Genomic DNA, 22,866 nt, shown 5'->3' on the forward strand with positions numbered 1-22,866 from the left:
GCGACGCGGCGGCGACGGAGGCGCGGCGTGATCACAGCCGCGGTGCCGATACTGATGTACCACGCCGTGGCCCACTCCCCCGCCCGAGCCACACACGGCCTGTCCGTCGCGCCGGGCGCGTTCGCCGAGCAGATGGCCCTGCTCGCCGAGCGCGGGTACACCCCGGTCACCTGTGAGCGGCTGGGGGTGGCGTGGCGCGGCGGCCCGCCGCTGCCACCCCGCCCGGTCCTGATCACCTTCGATGACGGCTACGAGGGCGTGCACCGGCACGCCCTCCCCGTCCTGGACCGGTACTCCTTCCCGGCCACCCTGTTCGTCGCCACCGGCTGGCTGCGCGGGCCGTACGAGACGGGGGGCGCGCTCGACCTCATGCTCTGCTGGGAGCAGGTGCGCGAGCTCGCCGGCGCCGGGGTGGAGATCGGCGGGCACAGCCACACCCATCCGCAACTGGACCAGCTACCGCCCGAGCGGCTCTGGTTCGAGCTGGTGCGCTGCCGGGAGATCCTCACCAAGGAGCTCGGCGGCCCACCGGGGTCGTTCGCCTATCCGTACGGCTACTCGAGCCGCCGGGTGCGGCAGGCGGTGCGCTCCGCCGGCTTCCAGATATCCCTGGCGGTGGGCAACGCGCTCGCCGCACCGCACCAGGGGCCCTACGCACTGCGCCGGGTCACCGTGCGGCGCAGCACCCGGATCGAGGAGTTCGAGCGGCTCGTCGAGGGCCGCGCGATCGGCCGCACCTTCGCCAAGGACCGGGCGCTGACGAAGAGCTACGCCCTGATCCGCCGATCACGCCAAGTCCTACGGAAGGTGCACTGAGCCTGTGTCCGACACGACCACCCGGACCGAGGAGCGGACGGCCGACAAGCCGACCACGGCACGGGGCGGGCGGGACCCCCTGTTCCGCAACGCCTATGCGCTGATGCTCAACACGGGCATCTCCGCGGTCCTGGGGCTGGGCTACTGGCTGGCCGCGGCCCGGTACTACGAGGAGTCCGCGGTCGGCCAGGGCTCGGCGGCCATCGCCGCGATGAAGTTCCTGGCCGGGCTGACGGCGGTCACCCTGACCGGGGCGCTGGCCCGCTTCATCCCGGTGGCCGGACGCGCGACGGGCCGGCTGGTGTTCCGCACCTACGCCGCCAGTTCGCTGGTCGTCACCTGTGCGGCGGCGGTCTTCCTGCTGACCCTCGACGAGTGGGGGCCGTCCTACCGCTTTCTGCACGGGCCGCTGCACGGCGCGTTCTTCCTGGTGGCCGTGGTCGCCTGGTCGCTGCTCACCCTTCAGGACGGGGTGCTGACCGGGCTGCGCAGCGCCTTCTGGGTGCCGGTGGGGAACACCGTCTTCTCGGTGGTGAAGCTGGTGCTGCTGGTCGGGCTGGCCGCGGTGATCCCGACCGTGGGGGTCTTCGTCTCCTGGGTGGCGGCCATCGGGGTCTCGGTGCTGCCGCTGGGCTGGCTGGTCTTCCGGCGGCTGGTGCCGCGGCACGTCGCGGCGACCGAGGGCAAGACCAGGCCCGCCACCGCGCGCGAGATGGGCCGCTTCCTGGCCGGTGACTACACGGGGTCGCTCTTCTCGCTGGCCGTGGTCTACCTGGTGCCGGTCATCGTCGCCTCGCAGGTCAGCTCCACCGACAACGCGTACTTCTACATCGCCACCACCATCGGCGGCACCACCAATCTGCTCGCCGTCAACATGGGCGCCTCGCTGACCGTGGAGGGCTCGCACGACCCGGCCCGGCTGGCGGAGAACTGCAGGGCGGCGCTCCGCCGGATGGCCCGGATCATGGTCCCGGCCTGCGTGGTCCTGTTCGTCTTCGCCCCGCAGATCCTGGGGGTGTTCGGGGCGGCCTACGCCGAGGAGGCCACCCCGCTGCTGCGCTGGCTGGCGGTGGGCGCCCTGCTGCGGGTGGTCATCGAGGTGTACTTCGCGGTGCTCCGGGCGCACAGCCGCACCTTGGGGCTGGCCTATCTCCAGGGCCTGCTGTGCGTGCTGGTGCTGGGGCTGACGCTGCTGCTGCTGCCGCGGATGGGGCTCACCGGCGCCGGTGTCGCGGAGGTGAGCAGCCTGACGGTGATCGCCGCGATCGCTGCGGTCCGGCTGCGTCGCATGCTCGCCGAGGGCGGCGGCCCGGGCGGTGGCGCCGCAGCCACCGTGCCGTCCCGCACGCCGGTCGGAGCGCCCTCGGGTACCGCGGCCCACAGCTCGGCGCGTCCGTCGTCCCGGGCCCTGGCCGGCCCGGCCGGGCGACCGGGTCGGGCCGCGAGGGTGCGGGGCGCGGCCACCGCGCCGGACGGGGACCTGGCGGACCTGGCGGTGTACGGCGACCGTGGGGCCGCGCTCCGCTCGCCGCTGCGCGGCCGTGCCGAACAGCGCTTCGGCACCCGTTGGGCGCTCCGCGCGGCGCTGGACTCCGACACCCTGCCGCTGGGCGTGCGGGCCGACTTCGACCACCCCGAGCGGCGCCCAGCCCCGTACGGCGGCCCGCCGCCGATCGAGCGGACGGGGCCCGCGCGGGAGCTCTCCGCGCCGGCCGACGGCCGGTCCGCGCCGAGCGGCGAGTCCTCGGTGCCGCCCGGACTGCCCCGCACGGACGGCGTCCCGCCGGCCAACGGTCACTTCCGCAGCGCCCCGGACGGCCCGCCCCTCACCGAGGGGCGGCGCACCGCGGCCGACCGCCGCGAGCACGAGCCGGGGCCGTCCACGGCCGCCGAGGTCGGGCGGCGCCGGCCCGAGCCGGCCGAGGGGGAGGCGCCCGAGCGGCGGCCCGACGAGCCCGACGTCCGGCCGCCCGCCGCCCGCCCCGCCCGCTGGCCCGAGACCGGGATCTGGCTGCTGCTGGCCGCGGCGCTGACGCTGTACTGGCTGCCGCTGCTGCGGCTGCGGGAGAGCGCGCTGGACGCCATGGGCGGACTGGGGCTGGTCTCCGTCCTGCCGACGGCGACGCTGCTCGGGGCCGGGCTGCTGGTGCTGGCCTTCGTGGCCGCGCTGTGGCTGGACCGGCCACGCCCGGTACTGCTGACGGTGACGCTGCTGACCACCGTGCTCTCGCTGCACGCCGTACCCGCCGTGCTGGAGGCCGAGCCGCGGTTCGCGACCGCCTGGCAACACGTCGGCTTCATGGACTACATCGCGCGCACCGGCGACGCGGTGCCGGACCTGGACGCGCGTTGGAGCTGGCCCGGATTCTTCGCGGCGGCGCAGTTCGTGGCCCAGGCGTGCCGGATCGAGGACGTCGGCGAGGTGCTGCGCTGGTGGCCGACGCTGATCCAACTGCTCTACCTGGCGCCGCTGATGCTGCTGATGCGAGCCGTGCGGGCGAGCTGGCGGGCCAAGTGGACGGCGGTGTGGCTGTTCGCGCTGTGCGCCTGGGTGGGCCAGGACTACTTCTCCCCGCAGGGCTTCACCTACCTCTTCTACCTGGTCTTCGTCGCCGTGCTGCTGGTCTGGTTCCGGGAGCCGCGGGAGCTGCCCGGCAAGCGGCGACCGGGCGAGGCGGAGGTCGGCGAGTCCACGCGCGGCCAGCGGGTGGCGCTGCTGGCGCTGCTGCTGGCGCTGTTCACGGCGTCGGTGGCGGCGCACCAGCTGACCCCGTTCGTGATGCTGGGCGTGGCGACCGCCCTGGTCCTGCTGCGCCGCTCCACGCTTCGCGGGCTGCCCTTGCTGTGCGGGGTGCTGGTGGTGGCCTGGGTGGGGCTGTTCGCCGAGCCGTACTGGTCGGGCCACTTCGACGAACTGTTCGGCGGGGTCGGCGGGGTCGGCGGCAATGTGTCCTCCTCCGTCTCCGGCCGGATCGAGGGTGGCAGCGAGACCCACAAGCTGGTGCTGTACACGCGGGTAGCGCTGGCCGGCGGGGTGCTCGCCTTCGCCTGCCTCGGCGTGCTGCGGCGGCGCGCCGCGGGCTTCACGGAGCGGTCGCTCCTCGTGCTGACCTTCGTGCCGTTCCTGGGCTTCGGCATGCAGTCCTACGGCGGCGAGATGGCGCTGCGGGTCTTCATGTTCGCCCTCCCGGGCGCCTGCGCCCTGGGGGCCCTGGCCCTGTTCCCCCGCACGGCCGCGGCGCGCCGGGGCACCGGCCCGCTGTGCGCCCTGCTGGCGGGCCTGGTGCTGTTCGGCGGCTTCCTGGTGGCGCGGTGGGGCAACGAGCCGTTCGAGCGGGTGCGGCCCGGCGAGGTCGCGGCGATGGAGTACGTCTACGCGCACGACGAGCCGACCGCGCGGGTGCTGTGGATGAGCGACGACCCGGCCGTCAACGTCACCCCGGCGATGCCCTGGGGCGCGCGCGACATGGAGAGGGTCGGCTATGTGCCCACCCTCGCCCCGCGCGACCCCGGACGGGTCGACCCGCTGGTGGAGGCGCTGCGCGAGGCGGGCCCGCGTTCGTATCTGATGGTGAACCGCGGCCAGTCGATCTATCTGGAGTTCGACTCGGGCTACGCCGCCGACTGGATGGAGCGGCTGCGACGGACCCTGGACGGGCGGCCCGAGCTGCGCCGAGTGCTCGCCAACGACGATGCCGCGGTGTACGAGCTCCGGAACCCGCCCCGCGGCCCCGTGGAGCGCGCCGACCCGGGCCCCGCCGGCCCGCTGATCACCTGGACCCCCTGGTCGGTGGCGGCCGCGCTCGCCGCACTGGCCCTGTGCGTCCTGCTGACGACCCGTGAGGTGCTGCGCGTGGCCCTCCCCCCCAGCGTGCGCCAGCTCCGCTGGCTGCAGGGCATGTACTGGTTCGCACTGCCCCTGCTGGCACTGCTCCTGGCGTCGCTGGCACAACGGTTCATCACGCTGTCGTGAGTCTCAGGGCTCGGTTCGCCTCCGGGCGCTGTAAGCGACTACCGACGGCCGACCGCGCGGGGGCCGGGGCTGCTGACGGCGGAAGGGGACGGGGAGGGGTGTCTTCGGGGCGCTGACGCGTGATTTGCGGGCGAAGAGGGATCTCCCTCGCGGTACGGGTAAGGCCCGTAAATCATGCTGCCCCGAAGGCGCCCCGGACCGGACCCGACCCACCCACCACCCCGCACCCACCCACGGCCCTCACCTCACCGGCTGAGCCAGCGCACCTCGTACGGGGAGAGCTCCAGCGCCTGCCCGTCGACCGTCGCGCCGACCCGGCGGTCCTCGGTGTTGACGACCAGGACGGCCGCGTCGTCGGCGAGGACCTCGATGCGGGCGGCGTCCCCGGTGGTCGCCGTGACGGGGCGGAACTCGGTGCCGGGCGGGAACGCGCGGGCGAACCGGCGCAGCAGCCCCATCATCGGCAACTGCTCGCCGCCCTCGCGCAGTTCGGTGCTGTTCCACAGGCAGCCGGGGCAGTCGGAGCCGGTCTCCTGCGGGTTCCAGTAGAAGGCGGTGGCCGCGCCGCCGCCGGCCAGCCGCATCATGGCGGTGGCCTGCACCGCGGTGCGGTGCCGCTCGCTCCAGCCGTCCCGACCGCCCACGCGTCCGCTGCCGTCGTCGGCGGGCGGCTCGACGTACCACTCGGCCCACCACACCGGCAGCCCGGTGGTGCGGCTCAGCCAGCGGGTGACGGAGGCGAACTTCTCGGTGGCGGCGAACTCGTCGGGGATCAGCTCGTCGTCCTCGCGGGTGTAGCTGGAGCCGTCGACGACGACGAAGTCCGCGCCCGTCTTGTGTTCGTTCCAGTAGCGGATGGCGTCGGCGGAGCGCTGGTCGAGCGCGCCCCACAGGCCGCGCACCTCGTCGGAGCCGCCCTCCTCGTCGGGTGGGTCGCTGTCGGCGACCACGTAGGGGCCGCCGACGAGGTTGTCCGGGTTCACCTTCTTCAGTTCCGCGTGGACGAGGTTGTACAGCTCGGTGTACCCCTCGTAGTTCCAGCGGCGCTTCTCGTCGTCGTAGAAGCCCTTGAACTCGTTCCACACGATGAAGTGCCGAACGTCCGGGTAGCGTCGGGCGATCTCGCCGGCGAGCTGCGCGAAGTCGGCGTAGTGCTCCGGGTCGGGGGCGGTCTCCAGGGCCCGCTGCGACCAGTCGGTGCGGCCCGCCTGGCCGCCCTTCATCCAGTCGGGGGCGCAGCACAGGGTGAGCACCGGGGTGGCGTCGGTGGCCCGCATCAGGGCGACGCGCCGGTCCAGCTCCCGGAAGTCGTAACGGTCCGGGGAGGGCTCGGGGTTGTCGGCGCCCCAGCCCATGATGTGCTGGTTCTGCGGCATGGGTTGGGCGGAGAGCAGGGTGTCGGCCCGGCGTCTGGCGTCCGTCGCGCCCTGGTCGGCGCTGTACTGGGTATGGGTGAATCCCCAGCCCAGCTCCGGGCTGGCCGGGCCGTCGGGTGATCGCGGCGAGGGCCCGGGGGGCACCGGCGGGTCCGTGGTCGGGCCGGTGGGCGCCGGGGCTTCCGCCGTGGTGCCCTTGGCGTCGCCGCCCGGCCAGCCCGCGCACGTGGTGAGCAGCAGGGCCAGAGCGACCACGACCGCGCCGAGCAGTGTGGTGAGCCGCCACCGTCCTGCTCTGAACAACATCGAATGTCCCCCACCGTGTCGTCCCACAACGCGTAAGAGTATCCGTGATCGCCCGTATTTCCGGGGGCTTCGCACCACGTACCCCCGTAAAAACATGTACGCGAGAGCGGCAGTTGGCAGATCATGGCTGCATGCGCGCCCCTTCCGAGGCCGAGAAGGCCCTGCCGATCCGGCTGAACATCGACGACAACGACTCGCCTTCGGACGTCGTCGACGCCCTGTTCCTCGGGCGGTTCGCCACCGGCGAGCAGCCGTACGCCCACAGCCGCTCCATCGACCGGGTCAGATCGGGCGCCACGCTGCTGCCCCGGGGGGCCACCGTGCTGCGCTCGGTCCGCGACGAGGACCGCAGCGCGACGCTGGCGGAGGGCGAGGGCTGGACGCTGCTGGTGTCGCGCTGGAACCAGGGCGCCGATGTCACGGTGACGGCGGTGGCGGCGGAGCTCGCCGAGCGGGTGCTGGGCGAGGCGGTGGAGGGCGCGGAGGACGAGCCGGAGCCGCAGCCGGACGATGTGACGATGGGCTTCTGGTACTTCTCGCCGCGACGCGGGCTGCCGCACCGCACCACCCGCCGCATCTCGGCCGGCACCTGGCAGGAGGTCCGCGGCAACTACACGGCGCCGGTGGCGGAGGCGCTGGACGGGGTGATGAAGGTGTCCCCCGGCGACATCGCCGGGCGGCTGTTGCTGCTGCACGGCCCGCCGGGGACCGGCAAGACCTCGGCGCTGCGCACGCTGGCCCGCTCCTGGCAGGACTGGTGCCAGGTGGACTGCGTGCTGGACCCGGAGCGGCTCTTCAGCGACCTGGGCTATCTGATGGACATCGCCATCGGCGAGGAGGACGGGCCGGGCGGCGGCGGGCGCTGGCGGCTGTTGCTGCTGGAGGACTGCGACGAGCTGATGCGCGGCGACGCCCGGCATCTGGCGGGCCAGGCGCTGTCCCGGCTGCTGAACCTGACGGACGGGCTGCTCGGGCAGGGCCGGAAGGTGCTGGTGGGGGTGACCACCAACGAGGACCTGGAGCGGCTGCACCCGGCGGTGGTGCGGCCGGGCCGCTGTCTGGCGCGGATCGAGGTGGGCCGGCTGACCCGCGCGGAGGCGGTGGGCTGGCTGGGCACCGAGGAGGGCGTCGGGCGGGACGGGGCGACGCTGGCCGAGCTGTTCGCGCTGCGCCGGGGCACCGGACCGGCCTCGGTGCCGGGCCCCGCGCCCGGGGCGGACGCGGGGCTGTATCTGTGACGTACGCCCGGCCGCCGGTGGGCGCCGGGCGTACGGGCCCGGACCCCGAAGGTAGGGCCTGGGCCCCAGGCGCACGTGCCCGCGGAGCGCTCAGGCGTACAGGCCGCGAAGCCGCACGGACAGGCAGGTCACGCAGCCTTCCATCTTCTCGAACTCGCTGATGTCCACGGGCACCGGCGTGTAGCCGAGGTCCGCGAAGAGCTCGGCGCTGCGCGGGGCGCTGGCGGCCATCAGCAGCCGGCCGCCGCCGAGCAGCACCACATGGGAGCCGGACTCCTCGGGCACGGAGAGGAAGCGGGGGAAGGCCCGCGGGTCGTCGACCAGCGGCGGGTAGCCGATGACGGTGCCGTCCGGCAGCGCGGTGACCGCGGACTTCAGATGCAGCACCCTGCTGACCGGGACGGCGACCACGCGGGCGCCCAGGGGTTCGAAGACGGCGCGGAGCTGGCGCACGCCCTCGCCGTCGGTGCGGCCGCCGCGGCCGACGTAGAGGGTGTCTCCGATCTTGAGGACGTCGCCGCCGTCGAGGGTGCCCGGTTCGCGGACGCGGTTGAGGGAGCAGCCCAGCGCGGCCGCGGTCGCCTCGACGGCCGCGGTCTCCGGGCGACGGGACTCGGCGCCGGGCCGGGCGATGAGCGCCACGTTCCGGTAGACGACCATGGTGTCCTCGATGAAGACGCCGTCCGGGCAGTCGTCGGCCGCGGGCACCTCGACCGTCTCCCAGCCGTGGGCGTTGAGGGTGGCGACGTACTCCTCCCACTGGCGCAGCGCCAGGGCGGCGTCGACCGGCTTGCGGTCGATGTGGGTGACGAGCCCTTCGGCCAGCCGCGGGCTGGGCCGTCGTACGAGCGCTTTCCTGCTGCTGGTCAGGGGGTTCATGGCAGTCATGGGTTCAGGATGGTAGCCCGATGGGCGTGTTCACTCCTCTCCGTAGGCGGCTCGGAGGGCGTCCTCGACGGCGGCGAGCGCGGCGGCTCGGTCCAGGCCGAGCCGCCGGGCCCGCTGGGCGTAGCCGGCGGCCGCGGCGGCGGCCTCGCGCTCGGCGGCGTCGCCCGCGGCCGCCACGAAGGTGCCGTTGCGGCCGCGGGTCTCGATGACGCCGTCCGCCTCCAGGGCGCGGTACGCCTTGGCGACGGTGTTCGCGGCGAGGCCGAGTTCCTCGGCGAAGCCGCGTACGGTCGGCAGCTTGTAGCCCACGGGGAGGACGCCGGCCCGTACCTGCTCGGCGATCTGCGCGCGGAGCTGCTCGAACGGGGCGGTCGCGGACTCGGGGTCGACGGAGATCCGTAGGGCCACGGTGGGACTCCCAGGGTGCGAGACGACTTTGTCGCACCCATTGTCTGCTATAGCTCGAGCGCGGTCCGGTACTGACGCAGCCAGGCGTCGAGGGCGAGGACGAGTTCGGTGCCGGCCCGGAAGCCGCCGCCGGTGGGATCCGCCTGGGCCTCGGCGAGCGCCCCGGTGTCGAGCAGCGGGCGCACCGTCGCGTCCGGGTCGGCGAGCAGTCGTCGCAGCTCGTCGCGGAGGGCGAGCGCGTAGCGCGGGTCCTGGGTGGAGGGGTAGGGGCTCTTGACCCGGTCGGCGACGGCCGCCGGCAGCACATCGCGGGTGGCGGCCCGCAGCAGCGACTTCTCGCGGCCGTCGAAGGTCTTCATCGCCCAGGGCGTGTTGAAGACGTAGCCGACCAGCCGGTGGTCGCAGAACGGCACCCGCACCTCCAGCCCGACGGCCATGCTGGCGCGGTCCTTTCGGTCCAGCAGGATCTGCACGAAGCGGGTGAGATGCAGGTAGCAGACCTCCCGCATGCGCCGTTCCAGGCCGGTCTCGCCCTCGAGACGCGGCACCTCGGCGAGCGCCTCGCGGTAGCGGTCGTCCCGGTAGCCGGCGAGGTCGAGCTTGGCCAGCAGCCCGCGGTCCAGCAGGGCCTGGCGGGTTCCGCCGCCGGCGAAGGCGGCGTCCACGCCGTCGGCGATCCAGGGGAAGGTGTCGGCCCACACGGTCGCGGGGTCGTGGAAGGAGCGGTAGCCGCCGAAGACCTCGTCGGCGGACTCGCCGGACAGGGCGACGGTCGACTGTTCACGGATGGCCTTGAAGAGCAGGTAGAGGGAGGTGTCGCCGTCGCCGAAGCCGACCGGGAGGTCGCGGGAGGAGAGGACGGCGGCGCGGTGGCCGGGGTCCAGCAGGGCGGCGGTGTCCAGCACGATGTCGCGGTGGTCGGAGCGCACGTGCTCGGCGAGGGCGTGGGCGTAGGGCCCGTCGGGGGTGGCGCGGAGGTCGTCCGGGCGGAAGTGCTCGGCGTGGCCGAGGAAGTCCACGGAGAAGGAGCGCACCGGTCCGCGCCCCTCGGCGGCCAGCCGGCCGGCGGCGAGCGCGGTGATGGCCGAGGAGTCCAGGCCGCCGGAGAGCAGGGTGCACAGCGGGACGTCCGCGATGAGTTGGCGGGCGACGATGTCGTCGAGGAGTTCACGCACCCGGCGCACGGTGGTGTCGAGGTCGTCGGTGTGGTCCGCGGCCTCCAGGGCCCAGTAGCGGTGGACGGTCAGGCCCTGGCGGCGGACCCGCACGGTGTGACCGGGCCGCACCTCGTACATGCCCTTGTAGACGGCGTGGCCGGGGGTCCTGGTGAAGGCGAGGAGCTCGGCGAGCCCCTCGGTGTCGACGGCGGGGCGCACGGCCGGGTGGGCGAGGATCGCCTTGGGCTCGGACCCGAAGAGCACACCGTCCGCCGTCGGGTGGTAGTAGAGCGGCTTGATGCCCATGCGGTCGCGGACCAGGAGGAGCTCCTCCTCGCGTGGGTCCCACAGCGCGAAGGCGTACATGCCGTTGAGCCTGCTGGTGAAGTCAGCGCCCCACTCCAGGTAGGCGTGGAGGACCACCTCGGTGTCGCTGCGGGTGCGGAAGGTGTGGCCGCGCGACTCGAGTTCGGCGCGCAGTTCGCGGTGGTTGTAGACCTCGCCGCTGTAGGTGGTGACGAGCGCCGTCTCGCCGCCGCGGGCGACGGTCATCGGCTGGGCGCCGCCCTCGATGTCTATCACCGCCAGTCGACGGTGGCCGAGGGCGGCGTGGGTGTCCAGCCAGGCGCCGCCCGCGTCCGGGCCGCGGCAGGTCATGGTGGCGGTCATCGCGTCGAGGGTGCCGCGTTCGCGGCTCAGGTCTTGTTCGTAGGCGATCCATCCGGTGATTCCGCACATCTCGCGGTCCTCCTCAGCTCCGGTGGACAGGGGTCCCGTGGGCTCGCCGCGCCCGGCGACGAGCCGCGGCGATCACCGTACGCGCATTTACATGCATGCAGCATCTATAGCCTGAGGCAATCGAACTCTTCCGGCCATCCGCGAGCCCTGGAAAATCCCGCGCCGCCGTCCCGAACTGCGCGTAGCCTGCGGCTCCATGACGCTGAACGTGCGTGAATTCCGCCCCTCGGACGCCGAGTCCGTCGCTGCGGCGCGGCGCTCCGCCTTCCCCTATCTGGTGACCACCGCGCGGACGATCGCCTGGGAGGCGGCCCGGGCGCCCGCGGCGCGGCACCACCGGTTGCTGGTGGTCGAGCGGGACGGGCGCGTGGTCGGATCGACCGAGGTCGGGCTCTACTCCGACAGCGAGGAGCCGGGGCTGGCCTACGCCGACACCACCGTGCACGCCGAGGAGCGCGGCCGCGGCGCGGGCTCGGCGCTGGTGACCGCCGCGGAGGAGTACCTGGCAGGGCTCGGCGCCGCGAAGGTCCTCGTCTGGACGCTGGACGAGCGCCACGCGGTCACCTTCGCCGAGCGCCGCGGCTACACGCGCGGCCGCTCCTCCCGCGTCCAGCGCCTCGACCTCGCCCGGGCGCCGCTGCCCCCGCTTCCGGAGACGGCCGGGGCCCCGGGCGTCGAACTGCGCACCGCGGCCGACTTCGCCGCCGACCCACGGCCGCTGTACGAGGCGGACATCGCCTGCACCGCCGACGAGCCGGGCGACGTGTCCGAACGGCCCGTCCCCTACGCGCAGTGGCTCGCCCACACCTGGGAGCATCCCGCGCTCGACCGCGAACTGACCTCCGTCGCCCTGGTCGACGGCGCCGTCGCCGCCTACAGCGTCGCCCACACCGACGGCCACGGCCGCTACTGGTCCGGCATGACCGGCACCCCGCGCGCCTTCCGGGGCCGCGGGCTCGCCAAGCTGGCCAAGCACGACTCCCTCCGCCGCGCCCGCGCCGCCGGCTGCGTGCTCGCCTTCACCGGCAACGACGGCGAGAACGCGCCCATGCTCGCCATCAACCGGTGGTTCGGCTACCAGCTCGCGGCCACCGAGTGGCGGTACGTACGGGAGCTGGCGGGCTGACGAGCGGGCCCCGCCGGCCCCGCTCCCCTCGAACCCGCCGTCTCCCGCCCCGGGCCGTGGTGTGCGCCGCCCCGCGCGCCCGGGGCCTCAGTCCGCGGACCGTTCGTCCAGCAGGGCGCGATCGGAGACGCTAGCCCACCCACCCCCGCAACAGCGCCTCCCGCTCCGCCGCCCGAGGCGTGCCGCCCTCCCACGCACGGCCCCACTCCGACATCGCCGCCAGCGTCGTCGCCATCGTCGCGGCGCCCTCCGTGAGGCGGGCCAGGAGGGCGCGGGACAGGTCGACCTCCGTCGGGGAGTAGCCGTTGGCCGCGGCCACGTAGGCCGCCAACTCGTGGTCGCCGTCGGGTGACCCGACGGACACCGTCATCAACGGCGGGGCCTCACCCCCCATGTCCACGGACAGGGTCAGGCTCATCACCGTGCCCAGAACCGCGCCGGCCTGCCGCTTCAGGGACCTCACGGGGACGCCCTCCACCGTCAGGGCGTTCACGTCCTCCCACAGGTAGAGGCCGTCCTGTCCGTCGCCGAGGGCCACCACGCCCTCGGGGGTCAGGCGCACCCCGGGAGCCCGACCGAACGGCTTCGCGCCCACGTACACGTCGCCCTCGACGATCCAGAACAGGCCCACCATGGCCATGGGTTGCTCACTTCTTCCCGACGACGGCGCCACCGTCGTGTCACACGTCGAACGAACAGGTCGTCCGCCGCAACGCCCGACGGGGCCGGGAAGTTCCCGCTTCGGGGCTCCTCAGTCGTCGAGCTGTCGGGCGCCCGTCTCGGCCACGATCCGGCGAGCCCGCCGCCAGGCGGAATCCGCCTCCGGGGAGTCGCCGAGGGCGCGGAGCGCGCGGCTGAGCACGGCCAGGGTGCGGGCCTCGCCGAGGAGGTGGCCGGTCTCGCGGTGGACGGCGAGCGCCTCCTCGGCGGCGGCGCGGGCGCGTTCGTGCTCACCGAGGGCGGCGTGCAGCTCGGCGCTCTCGGTGAGCGCCTGGCCCTCGACGACCCGGAAGCCGCTGCGGCGGGCCATGGCCAGCGCTTCGCCCACCCGGGTCTCGGCCTCGTCGTAGCGGCGCAGCAGCCGTCCGGTGACGGCGAGCGCGAGCACGCTGTCCGCGACCGCGCGCAGGTTCTGCGCCGCGCGCGCGGCGGCGAGGGCACGGGCGTGGGCCGCCGCGGCGAGGTCGGCGCGCCCCAGGCCGCGATGGGCCTCGCCGATGGTGTTGAGGGCGTCGGCCTGGATCCTGCGGTGCCCGGTGTCCAGGGCCAGCCGCAGCGCCCGCTCGCCCTGGGCCCGCCCCTCGTCGTACCGCCCGAGCTCGACGTGCACCCGTCCCCGGAACAGCAGCGCCACCGCGCGCCCGTTGTGGTAGCCGACCGCGTCGTTGACGGCCAGCGCCTCGTCCAGCACCTTGAGCGCCTCCCGGAGCCGACCCGCCTCCCAGTAGGCGATGCCGAGGGTGTCCAGGTGGTTGGTCTCGTAACGCACCCCGCAGTCCCGGCTGATCTGGAGCGCCGTCTCCAGCTGCTCGATGGCCAGGTCGAGCCGGCCCATGTCGCGGTGGATCAGGCCGACACCGACCAGTGCCAACGCCTCGCCGCCCCACTGGCCGTGCTCGCGCAGCATCCCCACGGCCTGCGAGTGGTGTGCCAGGGCGTCGTCGAGCCGGGCCTGTTCCCAGGCCACGTGCCCCAGGCCGGCCAGCGCCCGCGCCTCGCCGATGGGCCAGCCGATCGCGCGGTGCAGCTCCAACGCGCGGCGCAGGTAGGAGGCGGCGGCGCCGACCTGGCCCACCTCCCGCAGCGCGACCCCGACGTTGCTGCACATGGCGGCCTCCCCTCTGCGGTCCCCGACGGACGCCGCCGCGTCCATCGCGGCCTGGGAGATGGCCTGCCAGGAGTCGCGGGGCAGGCTCAGCCAGAAGTAGGCGAAGAGGGAGTCCGCCAGGTGCCAGGAGACCGCGTGCGGGCCCTCCTTGGCCGCCCGTTCCGCGACGGCGAGCAGATGGGAACGCTCCCCCGCCAACCATTCGATCGCCTCCCGTTCGTCGGCGAAGACGACGGGGTCGCGGACCGGGGGGATGGCGAGCACGGGGGTGTCGGGGGCGAAGTGCGGGCCGGACGGGCCGGTGTCCTCCGCCCCGCCCGGGGGCGATCCGACGGCCGCCCCCCTCGCACCCGCCGGACCGCCCGAGGCCGTGCTGCCCGCACCCGCCGGACCGTCCGAGGCCGTCCCCTCCGAGGGCGCCGGGCCCGCCGCTCCCGCCACCTGCCGCGGCAGCCGGGGGACCTGCGGGTACAGCAGGTCCCCCGCGGCGTCGGCGCCGAGCAGGTACCAGGCGTAGAGCCGGTCCCGGGCCGCGGTCAGGTCCTCCTCGCGCTCGACCGCGGCGCACAGCTCGCAGGCGTATTCGCGCAGCAGGTCGTGGAAGCCGTAGCGGTCCTCGCCGTGGGACTCGATGAGATGGGCGGTGGCCAGGTGGCGGAGCAGTCGGGCGGCCTCGCGCTCGGTGCCGTCCAGCAGGGCGGCCGCGGCGCCCGCGGCGAACTCCAGGCCGGGCACCAGCCCGAGCCGGCGGAACAGCAGCCGGGCCTCGGGGCTGAGCGCGCGGTAGGACAGCTCGAAGGCGGCGCGGACCGCCGAGGGCTCGTCGTCCTCCAGCTCGAGCACCGCGAGCCGGCTGCCCTCGGCGAGCTCGGCGGCCAGATCGGCGATGTCCCGGTCCGGCTCGCACACCAGTTGCGCCGCGGCCACCCGGAGGGCGAGCGGGAGGTAACCGCACAGCCGGGCCAGCTCGGCCGCCGCGTCGGGCTCGGCGGCCACCCGGGCCCGGCCGAGCACCGCCGTCAGCAGGTCGTGCGCCTCGCCGGCGGCGAGGACGTCCAGCCTGAGCGGGTGGGCGCCGTCCCGGGCGACCAGTCCGCGCAGCCGGTTGCGGCTGGTCACCACGACGAAGCAGGACCGGCCGCCCGGCAGCAGCGGCCGCACCTGCTCGGCGCTGACCGCGTCGTCCAGCACGATCAGCATCCGACGGTCGACCAGGAGCGAGCGGTAGCGGCGAATCTGCTCCTCCTCGTCGGCGGGGATCTCCTGCGAGGTCAGGCCGAGGCCGCAGAGCAGCTGCGCCAGCGCGGCGCGGGGGCTGAGCGGCTCCCGGTCGCGGTCGAAGCCGCGCAGGTCGACGTAGAGCTGGCCGTCGGGGAAGCGGTCGCGCACCCGGTGCCCCCAGTGGACGGCCAGCGCCGTCTTGCCGACGCCCGCGGTGCCGGCGATGGCGGAGATCACCACCGCTCCCGGGTCGAGCGTGCCGGGTCCGTCGCCCCGGCCGTAGCACCGCGCCAGGGAGTCCAGCGTGGCCAGGTCGGCGGCGCGTCCGCTGAACCCGGGGACCATGCGCGGCAGTTCGGCGGGGATGAGCCGGGTGGTGCCGCCGGGCTCGCGCGGCCGAACGGCGGGCGGGGCCGGGGCGACCGCTGCGCCGGCCGGGGCCAGGTCGTTGCGGAGGATCCGCTGGTGCAGCGCGCGCAGCTCGGGTCCGGGGTCGACACCGAGGCCCTCGGCGAGCCGCTCGCGGGTGCGCTCGTACGCCTCCAGGGCCTCGGCCTGCCGCTCGCAGCGGTACAGCGCCACCATCAACTGCCGCACCACCCGCTCGTCCAGGGGGTGCGCGGTGACCAGGGCGCGCAGCTCGGCGAGGAGCTCGCCGTGGTGTCCCAGCCGCAGCTCCACGTCGTTGCGGGCCAGCAGCGCGGCGAGGTGCTCGGCCCCCAGCTGTTCACGGGTGGCGTCCAGCCAGTCGCCGGAGAGGCCCACCAGCGCCTCTCCGCGCCACAGTCCGAGCGCCTCGCGGAGCAGCGCGGCGGCGCGCGCGTCGTCTCCGCCGGTTCTCCGCGCCTCGGCGACCAGGGCGCGGAAGCGGTGCACGTCGACGTTCCGCGGGTCGGTCTCCAGGACGTAGCCGCCCGAGCGTCGGGCCAGCCGCACCCCGGCCCGCTCCGCGCCACCGGTGCGCAACACCGCGCGCAGCCGGGCCACATAGCCGTACAGCACGTTGCGCACCGCGCCGGGCGGATCCTCGCTCCACACCCGGTCGATGAGCTGGTCGACGGAGACCACGCGGCCGGCCTCCAGCAGCAGCACGGCCAGGACGCTCCGCTGCTTGGCATGGCCGAGTCCGACCCGTCCACCGTCGGCGAACGCCTCCACCGGGCCGAGGATCCGGAACTCCATCGCGCGCCCTCCCGCTTCGCTCAACGCGATCCTCTCGCACCCTGGGAGGACGCGCCTGCACAGTCACAAGGTTTCTTCAAGGTTTAGCCCTGGACCATGAGGCACAGTCGTTCTTGCCCGTCATGGAGCGTCTCTTCCGAGGCCGGCCGCCGACCTGCGGCACGGGGGAATGCAGGTCGGCGGCCTGACGCGGCGGCCGCCCCAGCGGGTTCGGGGCGGCCGCCGGAGCGGAGCGGCCGGGCGGTGGGGACCGACGCGGGGAGGACCGGCCCGAGGGGGGCGAGTCGGGCGGACCGGCCCGAGGGGGGCTAGCCCAGGAAGTAGAAGCCCGGCGCCGGGTGCATCAGGAAGTCGTGGTGCGAGATGTTCCAGGCGTACGCGCCGGCCAGGGCGAAGGCCACCCGGTCGCCGGCGCGCAGCCGGGGCAGCGGGATGCGGCCGGCCAGCACGTCCTTGGGAGTGCACAGCTGGCCGGCGAGGGTCACCGGCTCGTCGTGCGCCTCGGGGCGCGGCCAGGGCCGGGACCACGCCTCCCGCGGGAGCACGGTGAAGGGGTGGTCGTGCTGCTTGGCGGCGGGGGTCCGCATGTGGTGGGTGCCGCCGCGCAGCACCGCGAACGCCTCGCCGCCGCTGTGCTTGACGTCCAGCACGTCGGTGACATACCAGCCGCAGTAGGCGGTCAGCGCGCGGCCCGGCTCGATCCGCAGGGTCAGCTCCGGGTGCGCGGCGGACAGTTCGGCCAGACCGGCGCCGTAGGCCGCCCAGTCGAAGCGGTCCAGGGGCCGGCCGTAGTCGACGGCCATGCCGCCGCCGACGTTGACCTCCGTCAGCGCCAAGCCGTGCCGCTCGGACAGCTCCCGCGCCCAGCCGGTGATCCGGGCGGCCACGGCGAGTTGGGCGGCGGCGTCCAGTCCGCTCGCCAGATGGGCGTGGACGCCGCGCAGCCGCAGCGCCGGGGCGGCCCCGGTGAGCAGCGGCAGGCAGTCGACGATCCCGTCGGGGTCCAGTCCGAACGGGCTGGGCCTGCCGCCCATGGCGAGGGCGGCGCCGCCCAGCTCGCCCTCCCGCGCGGGCAGGTTGACGCGCAGCAGCACCTCCGCGACGCGTCCGCGTTCGGCCGCCAGCTCCGCCAGCAACCGCAGTTCGGAGGCGCTCTCCACGTGGAAGCGGTGCGCCCCGAGGTCGAGCGCCCGGCGCAGCTCCGCCTCGGTCTTGCCGGGGCCGCCGAAGGCCAGCGGGAGCTCCGGCACGGCGCCGTGGACATGGGACAGCTCGCCGCCGGAGGAGACCTCGTAGCCGGAGACGTACGGGGCGAGGGCGCGCAGGATCTGCGGGGCGGGGTTGGCCTTGGCCGCGTAGTACAGCTCGACGGAGGGCGGCAGCGCCTCCCGTACCGCCCGGGCGTGCTCGGCCAGCCGGGTCAGGTCGTAGACATAGGCCGGCAGGGAGTCGTCGGCGAGGGTGTCGGCCAGGGCGGCGACCGGTTCGGTGATCACTGGGCGCTCCAGGGGTGGGATCGGGCGGTGAGCAGCGCCGGCGCGGGCCGCGGGGCCGCGGAACGGGCGGCTTCGGAGAGCAGGTCGGCCGCCAGGGGGTTGGCGATGCGGACGTATCCGGCGTCGCGGTCGGCCTTGCGGCCCCAGCGGGTGAGGAGATTGGCCTTGGCCGGCAGCGGCGCCCCGGCCAGCAGCGCGGCCAGGGCGGGCGGGCGGCCGTGGGCGGCGGCGCGGGCGGCCAGCACCCGGCGCAGCGCGGACCACAGGGCGGGCTCCAGCCGCGGGTGCCGGTCGGCGAGCGCGGCCAGCAGCTCGGCGAGGTGGTTGACGATCAGGCAGTAGACGACCCGGTCCCAGCCGCGTTCGCGGTCGTAGGTGAGCGGGCGGGCCACGGCGGTGGGGAGCGCGGCGAGCGCGTCCGCGTGCCGGTCGGGCAGCAGCTTGGTGCCCTCCAGGTCGCGGAAGAGCACCTGGCGCGGCAGCCCGGTACCGTCGACGCCGACCACCACGTTCTGCAGGTGCGGTTCGAGGACCACGCCGTGGTCGAGGTAGGCGGCCAGCACGGGCGGCACCAGCAGCGCGAGGTACGCCTCCCACCAGGCGAGCGTCTCCTCGGGGCCGGCGCCGTCGAGCAGCCGGGACACCTGGGCGCGCCCGGTCGGGTACTCGTCGGCGACCGCGGCCGCCAGCAGCCCGGTGAGGCCGGGGCGCAGTCGGGCGGCCAGGCCCTCCCGCACGATGACGCCGAGCCCCTCGGTGAGGGAGCGCTCCCCCAGGTCGAGCGTGCGGTAGCCGGGTTCGCGCAGCAGCTCGCAGCCGTCGAAGCGGGCGGCGAGGTCGTGGGCGACCGGCTCCAGCAGCCGGGTCAGCGCCACCGCGCCGGACAGCTCGTAGTCGGCGTTCTTGCGCAGGCAGTTGGTGATCCGCACGTTGAGGCTGAACTTGAGGAAGTCGCGACCGTCGTAGAGGGTGCGGACGGAGGCGGTCGGCGCGAAGTCGCCGCCGCCGGGGCCGAGGTCGAGCACGTCGCGGCGGGCCAGCGCGGCGCGCAGCGCGGGGTGGTCGCGCAGCATGGCGTACTGCCAGGGGTGCGCGGGCAGCAGTCGGTAGCCGTCGGGGACGGTCCGCTGCCGATCGAGGGCGGCCAGCGCGCCGGCCCGCGCCGTCTCCTCCCGCACCAGCTCCCGCCGCACCGCCAGGTGGTGCAGCGGGAAGCGGGCCCGGGCCTCGGGGGCGAAGCGCCGCCACTGCCCGGCGCTGCCGGTGCGCGCCTTGGGGGTGGGGTGGAAGCGGTGTCCGAAGACCAGCGACTGCTCCGACTCCAGATACGGGTCGTCGGGCGCGTCGTCGGGCGCCGGGCGGTCCGCCAGGTCCAGCGCGGCGCTGACCCCGGCGTGGCTGGCGGCGACCTGTTCCAGGAACTCGTCGTTGGCGGCGCCGGTGCGCAGCCGCAGCTCCCCGTCGATCCGTTCGGCCAGTTCCCGCCAGCCGAGCTCGGCCCAGCCGGCGTCGCGGCGCTCGGTGACCGGCCCGCTGAACCGGTGCGCGCCGATCAGCGAGGTGCGGCGCAGCGCGACCCGCAGCACCGTGTCGCTGTGCGGCAGCCGCAGCAGCAGCCGGCCGTCGAGGACGGTGGTGTGGCGCTCGGGTGTCGAGACCTCGCGGAGCAGGCAGTTGAGGAGGGTGTGGGCGACGACGTGGTCGGGGTGGGCCACGACGGTTCGGGACGGGGGCATGCGGCGGCTCCGACGGGTGCGGTACGGCGGGGGGAGCGGGGTGGCGGGTGGCGGCGGGCCGGGCTGCGCGCCGGCCGGCGGGCGAGGGTCACCGGGGGCGTCCACGCAGCAGGTAGTTCGGCCCGCTGGTGTAGTGCTTGTTGATGTCGGCGGCGCGGGAGCGCTCCTTGGTGTAGAGGGTGCCCGCGGTGACCATCGCCTTGACCGGCAGCCGGCGGGCGTCCAGCACCCGGGCGCGCAGCACGGCCCCGGGCGCGCCGGGCGCGGTGCCGTCCAGCCGGCGGACGGCCTCGGCGAGCCGGGTGCGCAGCAGTCTCAGCAGCGGGTCGAGCGGCAGTCGGCCCAGCGCGGCGAGTTCGAAGGCGAGCGCGGCGGCGCACAGGTGCACGGTGATGGTGGTGAAGACGTCGGCGACCGGCCCGTCGCCGCGGGTGAGGATCCTGCGGTCGTCGAACCCGCACAGGTCGGCGGCGACCGCTCCGCCGAGCACTCCGGCCAGGCGTACGGCGAAGACCCGCGGCCCGTCGTGGTCCTTGATCAGCAGCCGCAGTCGGGGGCGCCCGTCCGGGGCGTCCACCACCAGGGAGGTGTTCTGCTGGTGCGACTCCAGCGCGATGCCGTAGCCGAAGAGCGTGGTGTGGACGTCGAACAGGACGGTCAGGTAGGCGTCGAGGAACGCGGTGAGGTCTCCGCCGTAGAAGCGGTCGGCGAGCGCGTCGGCGACCAGCGCCCCGCTCGGGGTGCGGGCCAGCAGCGCGGCTATGGGCACCACCTGGCAGTGGCCGAGCCCGGTCGGCTGTCGCCGTATGAGCGCGGCCAGGAACTCCTGGTCGGCGTGGAGGTGGGTGGTCTCGTCGGCGAGCAGCACGGTCGCGGCCAGCCGGGGTTCGCGGGCGAGCACCGCCTCCAGCAGCCGCTGCGCCACCGCCCCGTCGGTGAGCGTGCCCGGCTTGATGGAGCGCCGGTTGCGGGCGCCCAGGGTGGCGGTGGCCAGCGGCAGTTTGAGGTGCACCGTGGGATCGGCGGCGACGGCGACCGTCCGCATCGACAGCGTCGGCCGTACGTCCAGCCAGGGGCGCTCGGCCAGGTGGGCGTCGTACGGTCCACAGGCGCGGCGCGCGGCGGCCAGCGCCCGGCCGGCGGTCAGCGGGTGGACCGGGAGGGCGAGGTGGCTGTGGTCCAGGAAGGGCGGCAGCCCCAGCGCCCCTGGCGACGGCCACCACGCGGGCAGCAGGGCGGGGTCCCCGGTGACGGCCTCGCGCGGCAGGGCGAGCCAGCGCAGCGCGAAGGCGGGGTGGAACTCGGCGGCGTGGGTGCGGATCTGTTCCGTCGACAGGCCGGAGCGGGCGCGGCCGGTGGGGTGGACCGGGTGGCCGCGGAAGGCGGCGAGGGTGTCGTAGGCGACGGCGCCGGACGGCCCCGCCCACTGCTCGGCCGGCCGCTCGCCGTACTGGCCGGCCAGCCGGGCCAGCACCCCGGGGCGTGCCCGGCCCAGCACCCGCGCCCACTCCAGCTCCCGGCGGCACTCGGCGACGAAGGTGTCGTAGCGGCCGTGGTCCTCGGGTGCGACGGCCTGCTTGAGTCGGGCCAGCGCCCCGTCGAGCGTGGAGTGGGTGGTGGGCGCCATGCCGCCGGGCGGCGGCTCGTACTCCAACAGCGGGCGACGGACGGCGAGATCGCCCTGGAAGCCGTCGGGCCCGACCGGCAGCAGCACGTGTCCGGCTCCGCGCAGCGGGGTGCGCAGCCAGTCGCCGTCCGGGCGGCGCAGCGCGCGGGCGCGGGCGCGCAGCCCGTAGGCGTCCTCGCGGAGCAGGGTGCTGAGGACGCGCTGGAGGAGGCCGGCTTCGGCGGGGTCGGCGGGGGTGGCCGCGCCGGGGGCCTGGGGTGCGCCGTCGAGCCGCCGGGGCGCGGCGGGCGTGGTCGTGGGCTGAGGAGACGCGGCGGGCGTGGGTGCGGGCTGAGGAGACGCGGCGGGCGTGGGCGCGGGCTGAGGAGACGCGGCGGGCGTGGGCGCAGGCTGAGGGGGCGCGGGCGGCGTCTCGGGGCCGGTGTCGGCCGTCGGGTCGGCCTCGGCCCTCATGACGCGATCTCCCAGCGGTGGGCGGCGAGGAAGCCGGCCACCGCCTCGTCGATGCGCCCCTGGTCGGTGCCGGTGGCGCGCAGCACGCCGAGGAAGTCGCGGTTGGTGTGGTAACGCGGGTGTTCCTCGCCGATCTCCCGCAGCGGGCGGTAGTCCAGCCGTACGCCGTCGACGACCCGCGCGCTCGCGGGGGGCGCGGAGACGAGCCGGCCGGCGCGGTCGGCCATGACGTACTCCATGCGCGCCCTGCCGTCGGTGCGCGCCCCGAGGTCGGCGGGGAGCGGCTCGCCGAGGTGGGTGCGGAGGATGTGGGCGAACAGCGGTATGTCGAGCAGCTCGGCCAGCATCAGGTCGCACTGGTCGCCGATGGCCCGGTAGTTGACCTCTATCAACCGGGCCCGGTCGTTCTGGACGACGTACTCGGTGTGGCAGGCGCCGAAGCCGACGCCGAGCGCCCGCAGTTGGGCGAGCACCTGGTCGGTGTGGGGCCGCGGCGGCTCGGGGAGCAGTTCGAGCCGCTCCTCCAGGAAGTAAGGAGGCGGGGAGAGTTCGGTACGGAAGGCGGCGAGGGCGTGCAGGGTGGTGCCGTCGCCGAGGGTCTCCAGGGTCCGCAGCGGCCCGTCCAGGAACTCCTCGACGACCAGGGCCTGTCCGGGGCGTCGGTCCTGGATCGCGCGGCAGCGCCCAATGAGCTCCGCGCGGTCCGCGACCAGCACCACGTCCTCGCTGGCCACCCCCTCGCGCGGCTTGACGACACAGGGGTACGGCACCTCGGCCGCGGCCAGCTCCTCCGGGTCCGCGCCGGGGAGGAGCTCCGCGGACCAGACGGTGTCCGCGCCCGTCTCCGCGAGGGTCCGGCGCAGCTCCGCCTTGTCCTTGGCGCGCAGCGCCGCCCGCCAGTCCTTGCCCGGCAGCCCGAAGAACTCCGCGGCGAGCGCCGCCTGGACCTGGAGGTGGTCGCTGTTGGTGAAGACGGCGTCCGGCCGTCTGCCCTCCCGCGCGGAGGCCGCGGAGAGGTGGCTGATGACCGCGCGGGCGTCGCGTACGTCGCAGTGGGCGACGGTCAGTGGGGGCAGCTCGCCGCCGGCCGCGGCATGGCGCCGGTAGGCCAGCTCGTGGGCGGCCGGCTGGTCGGTGAGCAACGTCACGGCCAACCCGAGCCGGGCCGCGGCGGGGAGGAAGCCCTGGGTGACGGAGTCGGTGGGGTTGAGCGCCAGCAGGTGAAGCCGCACGGGGAGCGTGCCTTTCAGGGGTTCGGTTCCGGAGTGTCTGGACGTGGGGCGGTCGCCGTGGTGGG

At 75.1% G+C, this 22,866-nt stretch carries 14 protein-coding genes; 4 read left to right on the plus strand and 10 right to left on the minus strand.

The features are described from left to right. Positions 1–54: 54 nt before the first annotated feature. Together CD790_RS21925 and CD790_RS21930 are read left to right on the plus strand one after the other, a co-directional pair. Positions 55–816: a polysaccharide deacetylase family protein gene (locus CD790_RS21925; protein ID WP_186319173.1), complete on the plus strand. Its 762-nt coding sequence runs from the start codon at positions 55–57 to the stop codon at positions 814–816. Between the two features lie 4 nt (positions 817–820). Further along, entirely contained in the window at positions 821–4,789 is a 3,969-nt protein-coding gene (locus CD790_RS21930; protein WP_399218014.1) for a lipopolysaccharide biosynthesis protein, read from the plus strand. Positions 4,790–5,034: 245 nt separating this feature from the next. Here CD790_RS21930 and CD790_RS21935 read toward each other — a convergent pair whose 3' ends face one another. Beyond that, a complete protein-coding gene (locus CD790_RS21935) occupies positions 5,035–6,471 on the minus strand; it encodes a xylan 1,4-beta-xylosidase (RefSeq protein ID WP_144385007.1) in 1,437 nt (478 codons plus the stop codon). A gap of 131 nt (positions 6,472–6,602) precedes the next feature. Here CD790_RS21935 and CD790_RS21940 point away from each other — a divergent pair, with 131 nt between their 5' ends. Beyond that, positions 6,603–7,709: a DUF5925 domain-containing protein gene (locus CD790_RS21940; RefSeq protein ID WP_144385008.1), complete on the plus strand. Its 1,107-nt coding sequence runs from the start codon at positions 6,603–6,605 to the stop codon at positions 7,707–7,709. A gap of 90 nt (positions 7,710–7,799) precedes the next feature. Here CD790_RS21940 and ddaH read toward each other — a convergent pair whose 3' ends face one another. The 3 genes from ddaH to asnB are packed head-to-tail and all read right to left on the minus strand — an operon-like array spanning position 7,800 to position 10,900. Then, the gene (gene ddaH / locus CD790_RS21945; RefSeq protein ID WP_144385094.1) at positions 7,800–8,588 is read right to left on the minus strand and encodes a dimethylargininase; all 789 of its coding nucleotides are present in this window, start codon (positions 8,586–8,588) and stop codon (positions 7,800–7,802) included. Between the two features lie 39 nt (positions 8,589–8,627). Next, positions 8,628–9,005 carry a GntR family transcriptional regulator gene (locus CD790_RS21950; protein WP_144385009.1) on the minus strand — a complete coding sequence of 126 codons (378 nt, stop codon included), beginning with the start codon at positions 9,003–9,005 and terminating at the stop codon, positions 8,628–8,630. A 47-nt stretch (positions 9,006–9,052) separates the two neighbouring features. After that, a complete protein-coding gene (asnB, locus tag CD790_RS21955; protein WP_144385010.1) occupies positions 9,053–10,900 on the minus strand; it encodes an asparagine synthase (glutamine-hydrolyzing) in 1,848 nt (615 codons plus the stop codon). Positions 10,901–11,096: 196 nt separating this feature from the next. On the opposite strand from asnB, the gene CD790_RS21960 reads away from it, so the two are divergent. Next, positions 11,097–12,026 (plus strand): GNAT family N-acetyltransferase, encoded by a 930-nt coding sequence (locus tag CD790_RS21960; RefSeq protein WP_144385011.1) that lies wholly within the window; start codon positions 11,097–11,099, stop codon positions 12,024–12,026. A gap of 130 nt (positions 12,027–12,156) precedes the next feature. On the opposite strand, the gene CD790_RS21965 is transcribed toward CD790_RS21960, so the two are convergent. The 6 genes from CD790_RS21965 to CD790_RS21990 all read right to left on the minus strand — a co-directional run bounded on the left by CD790_RS21965 (position 12,157) and on the right by CD790_RS21990 (position 22,801). Further along, positions 12,157–12,666 carry a hypothetical protein gene (locus tag CD790_RS21965; protein ID WP_144385012.1) on the minus strand — a complete coding sequence of 170 codons (510 nt, stop codon included), beginning with the start codon at positions 12,664–12,666 and terminating at the stop codon, positions 12,157–12,159. A gap of 111 nt (positions 12,667–12,777) precedes the next feature. Next, positions 12,778–16,257 carry a BTAD domain-containing putative transcriptional regulator gene (locus CD790_RS21970; protein ID WP_144385013.1) on the minus strand — a complete coding sequence of 1,160 codons (3,480 nt, stop codon included), beginning with the start codon at positions 16,255–16,257 and terminating at the stop codon, positions 12,778–12,780. Between the two features lie 308 nt (positions 16,258–16,565). Further along, positions 16,566–17,750, minus strand: a complete 1,185-nt coding sequence (locus tag CD790_RS21975) for a type III PLP-dependent enzyme (protein WP_399218037.1) — start codon at positions 17,748–17,750, stop codon at positions 16,566–16,568. After that, positions 17,750–19,489, minus strand: coding sequence for an IucA/IucC family siderophore biosynthesis protein (locus CD790_RS21980; RefSeq protein WP_144385014.1), 1,740 nt, complete (start codon positions 19,487–19,489; stop codon positions 17,750–17,752). Before CD790_RS21980 ends, CD790_RS21975 begins: the two co-directional genes overlap by 1 nt. An 88-nt stretch (positions 19,490–19,577) precedes the next feature. Continuing rightward, positions 19,578–21,569 carry an IucA/IucC family protein gene (locus CD790_RS21985; protein ID WP_144385015.1) on the minus strand — a complete coding sequence of 664 codons (1,992 nt, stop codon included), beginning with the start codon at positions 21,567–21,569 and terminating at the stop codon, positions 19,578–19,580. Then, complete coding sequence (locus CD790_RS21990) at positions 21,566–22,801, minus strand: acetyl-CoA carboxylase biotin carboxylase subunit family protein (protein WP_144385016.1); 1,236 nt, start codon at positions 22,799–22,801, stop codon at positions 21,566–21,568. Before CD790_RS21990 ends, CD790_RS21985 begins: the two co-directional genes overlap by 4 nt. Positions 22,802–22,866 lie beyond the last annotated feature (65 nt).

Origin of the sequence: Streptomyces sp. SAJ15, assembly GCF_007595705.1 — a bacterium.
Taxonomy (GTDB): Bacteria; Actinomycetota; Actinomycetes; order Streptomycetales; family Streptomycetaceae; genus Streptomyces.